Origin of the sequence: Govania unica (assembly GCF_027920805.1) — a bacterium.
GTDB classification, from domain to species: Bacteria; Pseudomonadota; Alphaproteobacteria; order Sphingomonadales; family Govanellaceae; genus Govanella; species Govanella unica.
The window spans coordinates 597,488-614,411 of the sequence record NZ_JANWOI010000002.1; the positions used below are offsets into that span (position 1 = coordinate 597,488).

Annotated in this window: 15 protein-coding genes; 10 read left to right on the top strand and 5 right to left on the bottom strand. The window is 58.1% G+C overall.

Features of this window, described 5'->3' with window-relative positions; genetic code table 11:
- Positions 1 to 2: 2 nt before the first annotated feature.
- From NYP16_RS07500 to NYP16_RS07525, 6 genes are all read left to right on the top strand, one after another.
- Positions 3 to 1,397 carry a pyruvate dehydrogenase complex E1 component subunit beta gene (locus NYP16_RS07500; RefSeq protein ID WP_274943496.1) on the top strand — a complete coding sequence of 465 codons (1,395 nt, stop codon included), beginning with the start codon at positions 3 to 5 and terminating at the stop codon, positions 1,395 to 1,397.
- 15 nt (positions 1,398 to 1,412) lie between these two features.
- Positions 1,413 to 2,645: a pyruvate dehydrogenase complex dihydrolipoamide acetyltransferase gene (locus NYP16_RS07505; protein WP_274943497.1), complete on the top strand. Its 1,233-nt coding sequence runs from the start codon at positions 1,413 to 1,415 to the stop codon at positions 2,643 to 2,645.
- A gap of 166 nt (positions 2,646 to 2,811) precedes the next feature.
- Entirely contained in the window at positions 2,812 to 4,212 is a 1,401-nt protein-coding gene (gene lpdA / locus NYP16_RS07510; RefSeq protein ID WP_274943498.1) for a dihydrolipoyl dehydrogenase, read from the top strand.
- A 74-nt stretch (positions 4,213 to 4,286) separates the two neighbouring features.
- Complete coding sequence (gene lipA, locus NYP16_RS07515; RefSeq protein ID WP_274943499.1) at positions 4,287 to 5,213, top strand: lipoyl synthase; 927 nt, start codon at positions 4,287 to 4,289, stop codon at positions 5,211 to 5,213.
- Positions 5,214 to 5,222: 9 nt separating this feature from the next.
- Positions 5,223 to 5,657: a type II toxin-antitoxin system RatA family toxin gene (locus NYP16_RS07520; protein ID WP_274943500.1), complete on the top strand. Its 435-nt coding sequence runs from the start codon at positions 5,223 to 5,225 to the stop codon at positions 5,655 to 5,657.
- Positions 5,654 to 6,145, top strand: coding sequence for a GNAT family N-acetyltransferase (locus NYP16_RS07525; protein WP_274943501.1), 492 nt, complete (start codon positions 5,654 to 5,656; stop codon positions 6,143 to 6,145). The genes NYP16_RS07520 and NYP16_RS07525 overlap by 4 nt, the downstream gene beginning before the upstream one ends.
- Before the next feature lie 272 nt (positions 6,146 to 6,417).
- Here the strand turns inward: NYP16_RS07525 and NYP16_RS07530 are convergent, their stop codons facing one another.
- The 5 genes from NYP16_RS07530 to NYP16_RS07550 all read right to left on the bottom strand — a co-directional run bounded on the left by NYP16_RS07530 (position 6,418) and on the right by NYP16_RS07550 (position 10,726).
- Positions 6,418 to 7,191 (bottom strand): ferredoxin--NADP reductase, encoded by a 774-nt coding sequence (locus tag NYP16_RS07530; protein ID WP_274943502.1) that lies wholly within the window; start codon positions 7,189 to 7,191, stop codon positions 6,418 to 6,420.
- A gap of 339 nt (positions 7,192 to 7,530) precedes the next feature.
- A complete protein-coding gene (locus tag NYP16_RS07535; RefSeq protein ID WP_274943503.1) occupies positions 7,531 to 8,049 on the bottom strand; it encodes a CinA family protein in 519 nt (172 codons plus the stop codon).
- Complete coding sequence (locus NYP16_RS07540) at positions 8,036 to 8,512, bottom strand: phosphatidylglycerophosphatase A family protein (protein ID WP_274943504.1); 477 nt, start codon at positions 8,510 to 8,512, stop codon at positions 8,036 to 8,038. The genes NYP16_RS07535 and NYP16_RS07540 overlap by 14 nt, the downstream gene beginning before the upstream one ends.
- A gap of 32 nt (positions 8,513 to 8,544) precedes the next feature.
- Complete coding sequence (locus NYP16_RS07545) at positions 8,545 to 9,693, bottom strand: bifunctional 2-C-methyl-D-erythritol 4-phosphate cytidylyltransferase/2-C-methyl-D-erythritol 2,4-cyclodiphosphate synthase (RefSeq protein WP_274943505.1); 1,149 nt, start codon at positions 9,691 to 9,693, stop codon at positions 8,545 to 8,547.
- 10 nt (positions 9,694 to 9,703) lie between these two features.
- Positions 9,704 to 10,726, bottom strand: a complete 1,023-nt coding sequence (locus NYP16_RS07550) for a methyltransferase (RefSeq protein ID WP_274943506.1) — start codon at positions 10,724 to 10,726, stop codon at positions 9,704 to 9,706.
- A 201-nt stretch (positions 10,727 to 10,927) separates the two neighbouring features.
- Between NYP16_RS07550 and dusB the strand changes: the two genes are divergently transcribed.
- The 4 genes from dusB (at position 10,928) to NYP16_RS07570 (ending at position 16,894) form a co-directional block, all read left to right on the top strand.
- On the top strand, positions 10,928 to 11,938 hold the full coding sequence (gene dusB, locus NYP16_RS07555; RefSeq protein ID WP_274943507.1) for a tRNA dihydrouridine synthase DusB: 1,011 nt from the start codon (positions 10,928 to 10,930) through the stop codon (positions 11,936 to 11,938).
- Positions 11,938 to 13,059 (top strand): two-component system sensor histidine kinase NtrB, encoded by a 1,122-nt coding sequence (locus NYP16_RS07560; RefSeq protein WP_429913145.1) that lies wholly within the window; start codon positions 11,938 to 11,940, stop codon positions 13,057 to 13,059. The genes dusB and NYP16_RS07560 overlap by 1 nt, the downstream gene beginning before the upstream one ends.
- 5 nt (positions 13,060 to 13,064) lie before the next feature.
- Positions 13,065 to 14,513, top strand: coding sequence for a nitrogen regulation protein NR(I) (ntrC, locus tag NYP16_RS07565; protein WP_346742494.1), 1,449 nt, complete (start codon positions 13,065 to 13,067; stop codon positions 14,511 to 14,513).
- 107 nt (positions 14,514 to 14,620) lie between these two features.
- A complete protein-coding gene (locus NYP16_RS07570) occupies positions 14,621 to 16,894 on the top strand; it encodes a sensor histidine kinase NtrY-like (RefSeq protein WP_274943510.1) in 2,274 nt (757 codons plus the stop codon).
- Positions 16,895 to 16,924 lie beyond the last annotated feature (30 nt).

The window sequence follows — 16,924 nt, forward strand, 5'->3', positions numbered from 1 at the left end:
TTATGCCGACCCAAATCCTGATGCCCGCCATGTCCCCGACCATGACCGAAGGTAACCTTTCCGCCTGGCGCGTCACCGAAGGTCAAGCCGTGAAGGCGGGCGATGTTCTGGCCGAAATCGAAACCGACAAGGCCACCATGGAGCTTGAAGCCGACAGCGACGGCACCATTGGCAAAATTCTCGTGCCCGGCGGCAGCGAAGCCGTGGCGGTCAATACGCCCATTGCCATTCTGCTTGAAGAGGGTGAAGACGCTTCAGATCTCGCGTCCATGGAAGTGTCGCCTATGTTAGTTCCGTCATCCTCGCGTACGCGGGGATCCAGCGCGGTGGAAGACCTGGATTCCCGCGTTCGCGGGAATGACAAGAAAGAAAACGTGGCGCCCACAGAAATAGATCTTCCGGCTGGCACGACCTTCAAGTCCCAGACCGTGCGCGAAGCCTTGCGCGATGCTATGGCCGAGGAAATGCGCCGGGACGACACCGTGTTTCTCATTGGCGAGGAAGTGGCCGAATATCAGGGCGCTTACAAGGTCAGTCAGGGGCTTCTCGATGAATTCGGGCCCCGCCGTGTGGTCGACACTCCGATCACCGAGCATGGCTTTACCGGGCTTGCGGTTGGGTCGGCCATGGCCGGGTTGCGGCCTATTGTCGAATTCATGACCTTCAATTTCGCCATGCAGGCCATTGACCATCTGATCAATTCGGCGGCCAAGACGCGCTATATGTCCGGCGGCCAGATCGGTTGTCCCATGGTGTTCCGCGGGCCCAATGGCGCGGCGTCTCGTGTCGGGGCTCAGCATAGCCAGAATTATGCTTCCTGGTATGGCCATGTGCCCGGCCTCAAGGTGGTCGCGCCCTATTCGGCGGCGGATGCGAAGGGCTTGATGAAGGCGGCTATTCGCGACAACAATCCGGTGATCTTCCTTGAAAACGAGATGCTCTATGGCCGCACATTCGATGTGCCGGACGTCGAGGATTACATCGTGCCGATCGGCAAGGCCAAGGTGCTGCGTGAAGGCTCGGATGTGACCATCGTCGCCTATTCGATCGCCGTCGGCATGGCCCTTGAGGCGGCTGAGAAGCTCGCGAGCGAAGGCATTTCGGCTGAGGTCATCGACTTGCGGTCCATTCGTCCGCTCGATATCGAGACCATCGTGGCTTCGGTGCGCAAAACCAATCGCCTGGTGGTGGCCGAGGAAGGCTGGCCGCAATATGGCGTCGGCGCTGAAATCGCTGCCCGTGTGATGGAGGAGGCGTTCGACGATCTCGATGCCCCGGTCGCTCGTGTGGCCGATGAAGATGTGCCGCTGCCTTATGCCGCCAACCTTGAAAAGCTGGCGCTGATCGATGCTGACAAGATCGTTGCGGCGGCCAAAACCGTCACCTATCGCGCCTGAGCCGGAGAATTTCTGATGTCCTTTGAAATTACGATGCCCGCCCTGTCGCCCACGATGGAAAAAGGTAATCTTGCCAAATGGCTCGTTAAGGAAGGTGATGTGGTCAAATCCGGCGACGTGATCGCTGAGATTGAAACCGATAAGGCGACCATGGAAGTGGAAGCTGTCGACGAAGGCACGGTTGGCAAGATTCTGGTGGCCGAGGGCACGTCCGATGTGCCGGTGGGCACGCTGATTGCCGTTCTGCTTGAGGAAGGCGAAACCGAGGTTGCGGTTCCCGCAGCTGCCAAGAAGGCAGAGCCGCAGCCAAAAGCAGAGGCTCCGAAGGTTGAGGCGGTTGTTCCGAAAGCGGTACCAGTCGCGCCTGACGACAGCCGGGTGATTGCGTCGCCGCTGGCACGGCGGATTGCCAAGCAGACAGGGATTGATCTGACCGCCGTTCACGGTAGTGGCCCCGGCGGCCGAATCATCAAGCGCGATCTTGAGGAGACTGTGGCTGTTGCAAAGCCGGTGCCCAAGGCGGCAGCGCCGAAAGCTGCGGCCGCACCGGTTGCGGGTCAGCAGGATATCCCCTTTGAAGAAATCCGCCTCAGCGGCATGCGCAAGGTCATTGCCGAGCGGCTGTCGGAATCGAAACGCACCATCCCGCATTTCTATCTGACGGTGGATGTGACGCTCGACAAGCTGATGGCGCTGCGGAAGGAGATCAATCAGGACGAGGGTGTTAAGCTTTCGGTCAATGATTTCATCATTAAGGCGCTGGCCAAGGCGCTGGTGGCTGTGCCGGATGCCAACGTGCAGTTTCATGGTGACAAGCTTCTGAAGTTCAGCCGCGCGGACGTCTCGGTTGCCGTCGCCATCGAGGGCGGGCTTATGACGCCGATCATTCGTGATGCGGCTAACAAAGGCATTGCCGCCATTGGTGCCGAAATGAAGGCTCTGGCCGAAAAGGCCCGGACGGGGAAGCTTATGCCGCAGGATTATCAGGGCGGCACGGTGTCGCTGTCGAACCTCGGCATGTTTGGCATCAGGCAGTTCGATGCCGTGATCAACCCGCCGCAGGCTGCCATTCTGGCCGTAGGCGCGGGGGAACAGCGGGCTATCGTCAAAAATGGCGCGATCGAAATTGCCATGCAGATGACGGTCACCCTGTCTTGCGATCACCGTGCCATTGACGGTGCAGTCGGTGCGCAATTCCTGACAGCCTTCAAGGCGCTGATCGAAAATCCGATGCGGATGTTGCTGTAGGCCACAATGTCATGGTGGGGCTTGACCCGGCCTTCCATATTTCCGCTGGGCTTGCGTTTGAAGTATGGATACGCGGGTCAAGCCCGCGTATGACATATGAAACTAAGAAGCAGAAATCCGGCCACCCGATGGAACCCAGGGACAATAAACGGACAGGATACGTGTTATGACGGAACAAGCGTTTGATGTGGTGGTGATCGGTGGCGGTCCCGGCGGCTATGTGGCGGCGATCCGCGCGGCTCAGCTTGGGCTCAAGACGGCGGTTGTGGAGCGGGAAAATCTTGGTGGCATTTGCCTCAACTGGGGTTGCATCCCCACCAAGGCGCTGCTGCGGACGTCGGAAGTCCATCATCTGATGACCCAGGCCGAAGCCTATGGCCTCAAGGTCGAGAACGTCAGCTTTGACATCAAAAAGGTGGTGGAGCGCAGCCGGGGTGTTGCCAGGCAACTGAATTCCGGCGTTACCCATCTGATGAAAAAGAACAAGATCACCGTGTTCATGGGGCAAGGTGTGCTGGCTGGCAATGGCAAGGTCAAGGTTGAAAAGGACGGCAAGGCCGAAACTATTTCAGCCAAGAACATCATTCTCGCCACCGGCGCGCGGGCGCGGGAACTGCCGCATCTGCAGGCGGACGGCAAGCTTGTCTGGACCTATCGCCATGCCATGACCCCGGATGTCATGCCGAAATCCATTCTGGTCGTGGGATCGGGCGCGATCGGCATCGAATTCGCGAGCTTCTACAGGGATATGGGCGCGGCGGTTACAGTTGTTGAAATGCTGGATCGTGTGCTGCCGGTCGAAGATGAGGAAATTTCAGCCTTTGCCGCCAAGCAGTTCAAAAAGCAGGGCATGACGCTTCTGACCTCGGCTTCGGTCAAGGAACTGAAGAAAGCCAAGGACAGCGTGACCTGCGTGGTTGAAGGCAAGGACGGCAAGACCCAGGAGATCACCGTGGATCGCGTGATCCTAGCCATCGGGATTGCTGGAAACGTCGAAAATCTCGGGCTTGAGGCGGTGGGCGTCAAGGTTGATCGCGGACATGTGGTCACTGACGAGTATGGGTTTACCGGCGTCAAGGGCGTCTGGGCCATTGGCGATCTGACGGGGGCGCCCTGGCTTGCTCATAAGGCGAGCCATGAAGGCGTCATCGTGGCCGAAAAGATCGCCGGTCAGAAAGATGTTCACCCGATCGACAAGGGCAATATCCCGGGCTGCACCTATTGCCGTCCGCAGGTGGCCTCCGTCGGCTTGACCGAAGCCGCCGCCAAGGCCAAGGGGCATGAGGTCAAGGTCGGCCGTTTCCCCTTCATCGGCAACGGCAAGGCCATTGCGCTTGGCGAGACCGAGGGCATGATCAAGACCGTGTTCGACGCCAAAACCGGCGAACTTCTGGGCGCGCATATGATCGGGGCCGAAGTGACGGAGCTGATCAACAGCTATACTGTGGCCCGCACGCTTGAGACCACCGAGGCCGAACTCATGCATACGGTGTTCCCGCATCCGACCTTAAGCGAAATGTTGCATGAGTCCGTGCTTGACGCCTATGGCCGCGCCCTGCACATATAGGTCGAAATTGTAATCTATGGCGTCCTCGTTCGAGGCAACCGGCTTTGAACGAGGGTGACACTAAGGATAGCCCGATGACCAAGATCGTGAATCTGAAGGATGATGGGATGCCGCGTAAGCCGAAGCCGGATTGGCTGCGGGTCAAGGCGCCGACCTCGGAAACCTTTCTTGAAACACGCAAGCTCATGCGTGACCTGAAACTGAATACCGTGTGCGAGGAAGCGGCCTGCCCGAATATTGGCGAGTGCTGGACCAAGAAACACGCGACGGTCATGATCCTTGGCGATATCTGCACCCGGGCCTGTGCGTTCTGCAACATCAAGACCGGGCTTGGCCGTCCGGTCGATGCGTCGGAGCCGCAGCATGTGGCTGAAGCCGCGAGCGCGCTTGGGCTTGAGCATATCGTCATCACCTCGGTCGATCGCGATGACCTGGACGATGGCGGAGCCATGCAGTTCGTGAAAGTGATCGAGGCTTTGCGCAAGGAAGCCCCGAACACCACCATTGAAATCCTGACGCCCGATTTCCGTAATAAGCCGGGGGCGCTTGAGATGGTGATCAAGGCGCGGCCCGATGTGTTCAACCATAACCTTGAAACCGTGCCGCGGCTGTACCCGACGATCCGGCCGGGGGCGCGCTATTACCATTCGCTGCGCCTGCTTGATACTGTGAAGCAGATTGATCCGTCGATTTTCACCAAATCCGGCGTCATGGTCGGGCTTGGCGAAGAAAAGCTTGAAGTTCAGGAAGTGATGGACGACATGCGTTCGGCCAATATCGATTTCCTCACCATCGGCCAATATCTCCAGCCGACGCCGCGTCATGCGGTGGTGGATCGCTTTGTCACGCCGGACGAGTTCGTGAGCTATAAAACGATTGGTGAGGCCAAGGGTTTTCTGCTGGTGGCGGCATCGCCCCTGACGCGATCGTCCTACCACGCGGGCGCTGATTTCGAGCGGTTGCGGGCCGCCCGCGAAGCTCAGCTCGCCAAGCTCCGGTAACGTTCGCGCATGCCGAAACATGTTGAAAAACGGACCCTTAAATACAGTCCGGACGAGCTTTATGCGCTTGTGGCGGACGTGGCCCGCTACCCTGAGTTCCTGCCCTGGTGCGTCGGCGCGCGTATTCTCAAGCGGACGGATCAGGAGATCTGGGCCGATTTGATGATCGGTTTCAAGATGTTCCGCGAGACATTTACGTCACGGGTTCAACTGAATCCGGGCGTGATCGAAGTCGAATATGTCAAAGGGCCTTTGAAGCATCTGACCAATCATTGGGCGTTTCTGCCTGCAGGTGATGGCCAATGCACCATCGATTTCATGGTCGATTTCGAGTTCAAGAATCTTCTGTTCGAAAGGCTTGTGGGGGCGTTGTTTACCGAGGCTGTCCACCGCATGGTTCTGGCATTTGAAAAACGTGCTGTGGAGGTTTACGGGCCGCGATGAGCTATACCCTGATCCCGCTTGATGGCGAGCGTATCAACGCCCTGATCCTTGATCCTGTCCTGACGCTCGCGCCGTTATGCGACAATGTGGTGGCCATTGAAGAGATTGTTTCGGTGTTGTCCGAAGCCTCTCTTGGGTTTTACGAGGCCATTGAGGCGGTATCTCCCTGGTTCAGCTACCTCGTGCGCCGCGACAGCGACCGCGCTGTCGTTGGCACCTGCAGTTTCAAGGGCGCGCCGAGCGAAGGTATTGTCGAGGTGGCCTATTTTACCTTCCCCGGCTATGAGGCACAGGGCTGCGCGACCAATATGGTTGCCGGGTTGTTGCTGATCGCGCGGCGGTCGCAGGACGTGTCCTATGTCATCGCCCATACTTTGCCGGAGGAAAATTCCTCAACAAGCGTGCTTCGCCGTAATGGGTTCGAGCATCTTGGAACGGTAGTGGATCCGGAAGATGGCGACGTCTGGCGCTGGTTGCTGACGGTTTAATCCTTTGTCATTGCCGGGCTTGACCCGGCAATCCACCTTACGGCGGCACCATGGATTGCCGGGTCAAGCCCGGCAATGACATGATAGGTAAAAATCTGCAGCCGTTATCGCGAGCCGCGTTAGCGGCGTGGCGATCCAGGATCTTTGGTGCCGGACTGTGAGGTGGTGAGACTGGATTGCTTCGGCTGCGCCTCACAATGACGGGTGTGATGTTGCATAAATAAAGGCGCGAGTGATTGCCCACTCGCGCCTTTATTTCAATTGGTTGCAGCCTATTTCTCAACAAACGCTTTTTCGATCACATAGTGGCCGGGTTTGTTGTTGCTGCCTTCGATGAAGCCGCGTTCTTCTAAGATGCGGACGGTGTCGCGCAGCATTTCGGGGCTGCCGCAGAGCATGACGCGGTCGTCTTCCTTGTTGAAGGAGGGCAGGCCGAGGCGGTCGAACATCTTGCCGCTTTCGATCACGTCGGTGATGCGGCCTTCGTTTTCAAAGGGCTCACGGGTGACGAGCGGGTAATAGACAAGCTTCTCACTGATAAGTTCGCCGAGATGTTCGTCCTGCGGCAGATTCTCGGTGATCCGGCCCATATAGGCGAGTTCCGAGGCAAAGCGGCAGCCATGCACCAGAACCACCTTGTCGAAGCGATCATAGACTTCGAGGTCGCGAATGACGCTCATGAAGGGGGCGAGGCCGGTACCGGTCGACAGCAGGTAAAGATGCTTGCCCGGCAGCAGGTTATCCACAAGAAGCGTGCCCACGGGCTTGCGGCCCACAAGAATATTGTCGCCCGGCTTCAGATGCTGGAGCCGCGAGGTCAGGGGGCCTTCCGGCACCTTAATGCTGAGAAATTCAAGTTCTTCGTCATAGTTGGCGCTGGCCATGCTGTAGGCGCGCATCAACGGCTTGCCCTCGACCTCAAGACCGATCATGACGAACTGACCGTTCTGGAAGCGGAAAGAGGGGTCGCGTGTGGTCGTGAAACTGAACAACCGATCGGTCCAATGGTGGACAGAAAGGACGGTTTCCTGATTAAAAGCACTCATGTGTAAATCGCGCCATATTTAGACATGGCTCGTGAGGAGCCATTCCCGGAAAAAGGCCGGAAAGAAACAACACCTATGAGGTCAGGATTTCTATTCCGCGAGACGGGCCTTAAATATAGTCCGGAAAGCAACTGTGCAACCCCAAATTTTGCGTGCCAGATATGTAGAAATGACATGGGCTGTCAGTTTAGGGTGGCTAATATCAGGTAGTTTATTGTTCTAGTTGAATAAAATATAGGTTCATAGGAGAGGCGATGGTTTTTCTCGATGAGAACTATTTGCAAGAAGTCTGTTCGGGGAGGTTGTGGCAAGCCTCACATGGCGGAATTATTTTGTAGATTACAAATTGTGATTCCGGTCAGGCGTGTTGATGACTAGGCGACGTAGGATCGCGAGGGCCGCCTTCACGGTCTCCAGCCGGATATGATTGCGGCTGCTGTCGCCAAACAGAAAGCGTTCCGAGACCAGCTCGCCGTGGCGGTTCTGGCCGGCGATATGGACCAGTCCGACGGGTTTTTCGGCCGAGCCACCATCCGGGCCAGCGATGCCGGTGACGGCGACGGAAACCGATGCACGGGATTGATCCAGCGCGCCCTGGGCCATGGCCTCGGCGACCGGGGCGCTGACCGCGCCATGCATTTCAAGAAGGGCGGGGGAGACGCCGATCATGTGGGTTTTGGCATCATTCGAATAGGTGACAAAGCCGCAATCCACCACATCGGACGATCCGGCGATCTCGGTCAGGCAGGCAACGATCAAACCACCGGTACAGGATTCCGCCGTGGCGATCATCAGGCTTTTCGCCCGGGCGAGAGCCAGAATATTGGTCGCTTCCGTCAGTAAATCAGGGGAGAACATAGGCCACACCCCAAATTAAAATTGCTGCCATCAAGCCCGCCGCCACATCGTCCATCATGACGCCGAGGCCACCCTTCAAACGCCGATCGAGCATGCCGACCGGCCAGGGCTTCAGAATATCAAACAGCCGAAAGGCGGCAAAGGCAAGGGCGTAGCCAAGAATGCCATGGCTTAAAATCGGTAGCAGCGCCAGCCATTGCCCGACGACCTCATCAACCACGATCGCGCCGGGGTCGCTCACGCCGACCCGCTGCCCGTAGCGTGAGGCGGCCCAGACACCGAGCGGAAACAATAGAATGGCGGCGATCAGCAGGGCCGGCATGCCGCCGAAATAGGCGATGACAAAGCCACAGGGCAGGGCCGCGAGCGAGCCCCAGGTTCCCGGCGCTTTGGGCAGATAGCCCGCGCCGAACCATGTGGCGATGAGCGTGTCCGGACTGTTGAGGGGCGGGCGTTCGGTCATGCTGTACCTGCTATATGAAACGGAGGGGGTGATCAGGGCAGGCGTACGGTTGCCATGGCTTGAGCTGCGATGCCTTCGCGGCGGCCGGTGAAGCCGAGTTCTTCGGTCGTGGTGGCCTTGACGCTCACACGGTCGAGGGAGATGCGCAGGATTTCGGCAATGCGGCCGCGCATCTGATCGCGGTGCGGGCCGATTTTCGGGCGTTCGCAGATCAGCGTCACATCCACATGGGCGATGACGCCGCCGCGCGCGGCCACACGGTCGCGGGCATGGGCGAGGAAGACGGCGGAGTCGACCCCGCGCCATTGCGGATCGGAGGGCGGGAAGACTGCTCCGATGTCGCCTTCGGCAAGGGCGCCGAGCAGGGCATCGGTCAGGGCATGCAGGCCAACGTCGGCATCCGAATGGCCGAGAAGGGCCTGGGTATGCGGCACCCGGACCCCGCAGAGCGTCACGTGATCGCCGTCGGTGAAACGATGGACGTCAAAGCCGCTCGCGCTGCGGATGTCGCCTAGCCGGTTCAGGATCAACCGTTCCACTTGCAGAAGATCTTCCGGGGTGGTCACTTTGAGTGTCTCCTCATGGCCCATGACCACATGCACTTTGCCACCGCTTGCTTGCAGGATGGCGGCGTCGTCGGTGAAGTCTTCATGGTCCGCGGCGCGATGGGTGGCCAGAATATCGCCGAGACGGAAGCCTTGCGGGGTCTGCGCACGCATCAGACCGTCCCGGTCAACGCTGCCGCTGACAAAGCCATCGGTTACACGTCGCAGGCTGTCGACCACGGGAAGCGCCGGAAGCGCACCGGGATTGTCCTTGAGTGCAGCGAGAACGCGGTCTATGAGCGCGGCCGGGACCAGCGGCCGGGCAGCATCATGGATAAGCACCTGGGTGACGCCCTGCCGCGCGAGCGCCTCAAGTCCGGCACGGACCGAAAGCTGCCGGGTGGCCCCGCCGGTTACCGGGGGGAGCAGAGACAGGCCCGATGCGGCGGCATCAAAAAGCTGACGATCATCCTCATGGATGACCGTCAGCACATGATCGACAGCCGGATGATCCAGAAACGCCTGGAGGGTCCAGCGCAGCAAGGGAGCGCCGAGCAAGGGCAGATATTGCTTGGGGCTCGTGCCGCCGAAACGGGTTCCGCGTCCGGCGGCGACAATCAGGGCGGCAGTGGTCATGGATACTCGCTTACTTATAGGCAATGCCGGCGCTCATGGGCCCCGCAAGCGGCAGAATTTCGACCCGGGCGAATCCGGCGTCTAGGCACCAATCGCGGAAATCCGCTCCGGTGTAGTCGAAGCCGTCGGCGCATTCAATCAGCATATTAAGGGACATGAGCAACCCCGGCACATGATGGCGGCGGGCATCGTCGATCAGTTGTTCGATGACGATGAAGGCTCCGCCCTTGGGCAGGGCGTCATAGGCTTTGGCGATCAGCATCTTTTTGCGGTCGAGATTCCAGTCATGGAGAATCATGCCCATGGTGATGACATCGACCTTGGGGAAGCTGTCGGTGAAAAAATCGAGGGCGGTGGGGGTCACGCGGTCAGACAGGCCTGCCTTGTCGATGGTGCGTTTGGCAATGGGTAGCACAGCGGGCAGGTCGCAGCTTGTCGCCCGGATATGTGGATGACGCGCGGCAATGGCTAATGACAGTACGCCTGTGGCGCCACCGATATCAGCGAGCGTTTTATAGGGCGAGAAATCGAATTTCTCCGCAAACGCGCGGGCAGGAAGGCGCGAAATCCCTGCCATGGCCTGCATGAATTCCTCAAGCCGGGCAGGCTCGGCATAGAGGGATTCGAAGAGTGGCTTACCGTTATGTTTGACTTCGTTCTGGCTTTGGCCGGTTTTGAGACCTTCACTCAGGTCGCCCCAAAACCCATAGTTCCGATGGTTGCACATATCCAGGATGCCGCCGATATAGCCCGGCTTGGTCTTGTCGAGAAAAGCCGCCGTCTCGGGCGTGTTGCCATAACGGGCGTTCGGGCCGTCACCGTCGCGTTCAAGAAAGCCGAGCGCGAGGAGTGCGTCTGGAAAATCAGGGATGGCGCGGGAATGCAGGCCGAGTTCCTGTCCGATCTCCGGCCCGGTCATGCGGCGGTCGCTAAGCGTCGTGAAAAGTCCGAGTTCAACCGCGCTCAACAAGGTCTTTGAGGCCATGAAGCCCATACCGATTTCAGTAATGCGCGCAGGATTGAGATCCGTCATGTTCGGCTCCCTCAAATTGGTCAATAGCGATGCAGATATTGTGCAATTTACGCTATTTTTAAGGGGCTCGGTATGGCGAAATTTGCGTGGGCAGCCGGATTTGATGTGACCCTGTTTCTTGTTTTGACGATTTGCGGGCTTTCCCGTATAGTAACCGGGATTTGTGCTTAAATTTTAAGCAAATTCTGGATTGCCTAAAAAATGACCGAACATAAAAACCATTCCCTTGGGCCGATAACGGTCGGTCCGGTGACCATTTCCGATCCTGTCATTCTCGCCCCGATGTCAGGTGTGACGGACATGCCGTTCCGCAAGCTGGTGAAGCGCTATGGCGCCGGCTTGGTAGTATCGGAAATGATTGCCTCCGAGGCCATGATCCGGGCCAGCGAGAAATCGTTGAAAATGTCCACGAGCTGCGCCGAGGAAGGCGCCATGTCGGTCCAGCTTGCGGGTTGTCAGCCCCATGTGATGGGCGAGGCGGCGCGGCTGAATGAAGGTCGTGGGGCCTCCATCATCGATATCAATATGGGCTGCCCGGTTAAAAAGGTTGTGAGCGGCGATGCCGGGTCGGCGCTGATGCGCGATCTGCCGCTTGCGCAATCGCTGATCGAGGCCACGGTGAAGGCAGTCAATCTGCCGGTGACGCTGAAAATGCGCACGGGCTGGGACGATCGCAGCCGCAACGCCCCTGAACTCGCCCGCATTGCCGAGGATTGCGGCATTCAGATGCTGACCGTCCATGGCCGCACGCGGTGCCAGATGTATGCGGGCAGCGCGGATTGGAGCTTCGTGCGTCAGGTCAAGGATGCCGTCAAACTGCCGGTCATCGTCAATGGCGATATCAATACGATCGAGGATGTGGACGCCGCCCTGCAGCAATCCGGGGCGGATGGCGTCATGCTTGGGCGCGGCACCTATGGCAAGCCGTGGTTTCCGGCTCAGGTCATGCATTACCTGCAGACGGGGGAACGTTTGCCGGACCCGTCCCTTGAAGAACAATATACCGTGCTGATGGCCCATTACGACGACATGATGAGCCATTATGGCATCGAAAGCGGCGTGCGCATCGCCCGCAAGCATGTGTCCTGGTACACCAAGGGGCTGCATAGTTCGGGCGAGTTCCGCAACCGGGTCAATAAACTTGATGATCCAGAAGCGGTGCGTCAGGAAATCCGGGCCTTTTATGGTCCTTTGATTGATCTGGCTGCCTGATGACCCACGGGACCGCATCCTTGCCCGCCTCAAAGACACTGCAGATCGGGCTTGATGCTGTTATGAATTCCATGCCCGACGTGGTGCTTGTCATCACCGAGGACGGTGGCATCACCTATGCCAATATGGCGGCGGAAAGCTTTTTCGCCATGAGCGCCGTGAACCTGCAGCGGCTCAGGATCGCCGATATCATTGCCTTTGGCAGCCCGTTGCTGGCGCTTATCGAGCAGGTGGTGCGTGAGGGCGTCATCATCTCGGAATATGAGGTGGAGATCGGCAACCCCAAGCTGACCCTGCGCCCGGTGGATATTCAGGTTGCGCCGGTGATCGATCAGCCGGGACATTTGATTATCCTGATCCATGAACGTTCCATTGCCCAGAAAATTGACCGTCAGTTGACCCATCGCGGCGCGGCGCGGTCGGTCATGGGCATGGCGGCGGTGCTGGCCCATGAGATCAAGAATCCGCTCTCGGGTATTCGCGGTGCGGCCCAGATCCTGGAGCAGAGCGTGGATGATCGCGACCGCGAGCTGACCAATCTCATCCGCGACGAGGCTGACCGCATCTGCGCGCTGGTGGACCGCATGGAAACCTTTTCCGACCGGCGCCCGCTTGAGGCAGAGCCGGTCAATATCCATCAGGTGCTTGAACATGTGAAGCGGCTGGCGATCAGCGGCTTTGCCCGTGAATTCCGCTTTCACGAGATCTATGATCCATCCCTGCCGCCCGCCCATGGCAATAAGGATCAGTTGATTCAAGTCTTCCTCAATCTTGTGAAGAACGCGGCGGAAGCTATTGTTGGATCAAGCGGAGATATCACATTGACCACGGCTTACCGGCATGGCGTGCGGCTGACGGTGCCGGGCACTAAAAAGCGCGTGCATCTGCCGCTTGAGGTTTGCGTGATAGATAATGGTCCCGGTGTGCCCGAGGATTTGAGAGCCTATCTGTTCGATCCGTTCGTTACTACAAAAAGCCAGGGGACCGGGCTTGGGCTTGCGCTTGTGGCCAAGATCATCGGCGATCACGGTGGCATTGTTGAATGCGACAGCGAAGCTGGGCGCACCCTGTTTCGTGTCTTGTTGCCGGCCTTTGAGGGCCAGGCTGGAGAAGAGGCATGACCGACCTGTCGGGCGCTACGATCTTGATCGCGGATGACGATCGCGCCATTCGCACCGTGCTCAGTCAGGCGCTTGGCCGGGCAGGGTATGATGTGCGGACCACCGGCAATGCCTCCATGTTGTGGCGGTGGGTCTCCAACGGGGATGGTGACCTTGTTATCACCGATGTGATGATGCCGGATGAAAACGGGCTTGATCTGCTGCCGCGCATCAAACGCATCCGGGCGGATCTGCCGGTGATTGTCATGAGCGCGCAGAACACTTTGATGACTGCTGTTAAGGCGACTGAGCGCGGGGCTTATGAGTATCTGCCAAAACCATTTGATATCAATGAACTGAAGGCCGTTGTTCAGAGGGCCCTGAGCCGTGTCAAAGAACGTCCGACCCTGGAGGAGGGGGCGGCTCAAGACGGGGATGACATGCCGCTTGTGGGCCGCTCACCGGCCATGCAGGAAGTTTATCGGGTGCTGGCGCGGTTGATGCCCACCGATCTCACGGTGATGATCACGGGGGAATCCGGCACTGGGAAAGAACTGGTGTCGCGGGCGCTGCATGATTTTGGTAAGCGCCGTAACGCGCCTTTTGTGGCTGTCAATATGGCGGCCATCCCGCGTGAGCTGATTGAAAGCGAACTGTTCGGCCATGAAAAAGGGGCCTTTACCGGGGCCAGCGAACGCAGTTCCGGCCGCTTTGAACAGGCGCAGGGCGGCACCCTGTTTCTGGATGAAATCGGTGACATGCCCATCGAGGCCCAGACCCGGCTGTTGCGAGTGTTGCAGCAGGGCGAATATATGACGGTCGGTGGCCGCAATCCGATCAAGACCGATGTGCGCATCATCGCCGCTACTAATCAGGACCTGAAAAAGCTTATCAAGCAGGGCTTGTTCCGCGAGGATTTGTTCTATCGTCTCAATGTCGTGCCGATCCGTGTTCCTCCGTTGCGTGAACGGAGTGAGGATATCCCTGACCTGGTTCGTCACTTTCTGGCCAAGGTCGTCACTGAGGGATTGCCGGCCAAGATCATCGACAAATCGGCGCTGGATTGGATGAAGGGCTATTACTGGCCGGGCAATGTGCGCGAGCTTGAAAATCTGGTGCGCCGTCTTGGCGCGCTTTATGTCGAGGACGTGATTGGCGCCGATATCATTCAGGCGGAATTACAGGAGCCGGCTGAAAGCCGCGCAGAAAACACGATCAATCGCGATGACAATATGGTCGAGGCGGTGGAACGCCATCTCGATACTTATTTTGCCGCGCACAAGAACAGCCTGCCGCCGAGCGGACTTTATGATCGCCTCATACGTGAGGTTGAACGGCCGCTTATTCTGAAAAGCCTGGAAGCTACGCGCGGAAACCAGATTCGCGCTGCGGATCTCCTTGGTCTCAATCGCAATACGCTGCGGAAAAAGATCAAGGATCTGAACATTCAAGTGGTACGGGGCGCGAAGGATTGAGGCTCGGTGCCTGTGATTTCAAGGCTTTGAAACATGGCTGATGCTTTTCTGCCACAATGTGCTAAAGAGTAAGTTAGGAACCGGGATGTTTACCCGGCCAGATCAGAATGGATCAGCTTTCGGTGTTCAGTCTATCCAGGCCTTGGCATCGGTTTGTACTCTGGGCGCGCCGTGTCGGGCTCGTCAGCAAATTGGCAATTGCCTTGGTGTTCGCAGTGACCGTAGCGGCGCTGGCGACCTATACTCTGTTGACCCAGTCGGACCCGGCCAACCCGCGGCCGAAGACCCTTTATATCCTGTTGCTGGTCAATCTGGTGCTGGCGCTGCCCCTTGGGGCTTTGATCGCGCGCTTGCTGGTGCAGCTGTTTTCGGCGCGGCGGAGCGGACTTGCGGGGGCACGGCTCCATGGCCGCATGGTGGCGCTGTTCAGTCTGATCGCCATCACCCCGACCATCATTATGGCCGCCTTCACCCTGTTTTTCTTCGAAGAAGGGTTGCAGTCCTGGTTCAGCGATAAGGTCAAGACCGTGGTCGGCAATGCCACCAGCGTGGCCGAGGCCTATATCGAGGAACATCAAAAGGTCATCAAGGCCGATATTCTCGGCATGGCCAATGATTTGAATTCCGATGCCCTGATCCTGAACGAAAACCGCGCGCTTCTGGAACAGTCGCTCAACCTGCATGCGCGGCTTTTATCCTTGTCGGAAGCTATTATTTTCGATGGTTCCGGGCACCCCATCGTGCGTGCGAATGCCGATTTTTCATTGACGGGCGGGGACCCGTTCCCGCGGGACGCCTTGCAACGGGCGGCCGATGGGCGCGCCTTGGTGCTGGCCAGCCAAAACGATGACCGGGTACGTGCGCTCGTCAAACTCAACAGGTTTTTCGACGCTTATCTTTATGTGAGCCGCTATGTGGACCCGCGCGCTTTGGCGTTGGTCTATCAGACCCGCACGGCTACGACAGAATATGAGCTATTGAACGCAAACCTCTCAAATTACAGGCTTTTGTTCAACCTGACTTATATTGGGGTGTCGTTTATCATTCTGCTGGCGGCGATTTTGGCCGGGCTGTGGTTCGCGAACAAGCTGGCGACGCCGATTTCGAACCTTGTGCAGGCCTCGGAACGGGTGCGGCAGGGCGATTTTTCAACCCGGGTGCCGGTGCAGAATGCCTATGATGAACTTGGTATTCTGTCGCGGTCGTTCAATCGCATGACCGGGCAATTGAAGGCGCAGCGGGACGCGCTGGTGCAAACCAATTATCAGCTTGAGGACCGGCGTCGCTTTACCGAGGCGGTGCTGTCGGGGGTGAGTTCCGGGGTTCTTGGGTTGTCGCCATCCGGGGAGATCACCTTGCCGAACCGGTCCGCCTCCATGTTGCTGGAGGTGCCGGAAGAAGATCTTGTGGGGCATCATCTTTTGGAGATTCTGCCTGAAGTCGATGATCTGTTCGAGGAGGCGCGCGGCAACCCCGAAGGCCTCGTTCGCAACCATCTGACGGTCAAGCGCGGGGACAAGGTGCGGAACTTCCATGTGCGGGTGGCTGCGGAAATGGAAGATGGCAAGATCGAAGGCTATGTGGTGACATTTGACGACATCACGGAACAGGTCTCGGCCCAGCGCAATGCAGCCTGGTCCGATGTGGCGCGGCGCATTGCCCATGAGATCAAGAATCCGTTGACCCCCATTCAGTTGTCGGCCGAGCGGCTGCAGCGCAAATATGGCCGTGAAATCACGACCGAACCGCAAGTTTTCCAGCAATGCACCGACACGATTATTCGACAGGTCGGCGATTTGCGCACGATTGTTGATGAGTTTTCGGCCTTTGCCCGCATGCCCGCTGCGATATTCCAGCCTGCGAACCTGTTGGAAATCCTCCAGCATGCGGTATTCTTGCAGGAAGTGGCCCATCCCGGCGTTTCTTTCAATCTTCACAAACCCGATGGTCCGTTGATGCTGGTTTGTGACAATCGCTTATTGACGCAGGCTTTCACCAATCTTTTAAAGAATGCGGTTGAAGCGATTGAAGGGAAAGGAATTTCCGATGCAGAAGGTGGCCCGAAAGGGGCTATAGAAATCTTTATATCCGTGAATGAGGAGGGCACCTCGGTCACCATCCGTGATGATGGCCCGGGGTTCCCGGAAAATCTGCGTGATAGACTGACGGAACCCTATGTGACGACACGGGCCAAGGGCACCGGGCTTGGGCTCGCGATCGTCAAGAAAATCATGGAAGAACATGGTGCAGTGCTTGAACTCAGCAATTGGAGCGGCGGTGCGGAAGTGACTGTTGCCTTTAATCACGCACAGCTGGCGAAGCGGATTCCTGAAAATTCACCATCCGACCGCTTGGCCGGACCAGCAGTAACTAACCTCTAATGGGCTTTTTAAGGCAGAATGGATACGGAC